The sequence below is a fragment of the Bartonella sp. MU70NMGDW genome (assembly GCF_042194085.1).
Lineage (GTDB): Bacteria > Pseudomonadota > Alphaproteobacteria > Rhizobiales > Rhizobiaceae > Bartonella > Bartonella grahamii.
The window spans coordinates 1-495 of record NZ_JBHIMK010000052.1 but is presented as its reverse complement, the minus strand read 5'-3'; the positions used below and the strand labels follow the sequence as shown (position 1 = coordinate 495).

At 43.2% G+C, this 495-nt stretch carries 1 pseudogene; it reads left to right on the top strand.

The annotated features are described in order from the left end of the window. Positions 1-495, top strand: a pseudogene (locus ACFIKE_RS06095) (autotransporter outer membrane beta-barrel domain-containing protein); the annotation flags it as partial.

The following is a 495-nucleotide window of genomic DNA, read 5'->3' as shown; positions in this document are numbered from 1 at the left end:
CTCTGTGCCTATTACACCAACACCTTCTCCGTCAGCGCCCTCTGATCTAAGTGATCCTATACCTACAGATCCTGTCCCCACTTCGCCTGTTCCTGTTAAGCCTGATATTCAGCCCGAAATGGGAATTAGGGCGGTTGTCCCACAGTTGCCAACTTATCTCCTTTTACCAAATGCGTTATTCCATGCCGGCTTGATGGATTTTGCCTCTCAAAATAAAAAATTGGAGGCAATACGAAGCTATTCTAGAGGTTCTTTGAAAAGTGATGAAAATCCAGCATTTTTTATCCGTGGTTATGGTGGAAGCTACCACTATGCTTCAAATCTTTCTGCTTTTGAATATGGCTATGGAGCAGAACTTGATTATAGTGCACTGGAAGCAGGCGTTTTGCTGAAAGAAATTGAGAGTTCAGAGAGTTGCACATTCTTTGGGGCTTTGGGGAATTATGGAAATCTTTCTCTAACCCCAGAGGATGTTGAACAAAGCAAAAAAAGCGC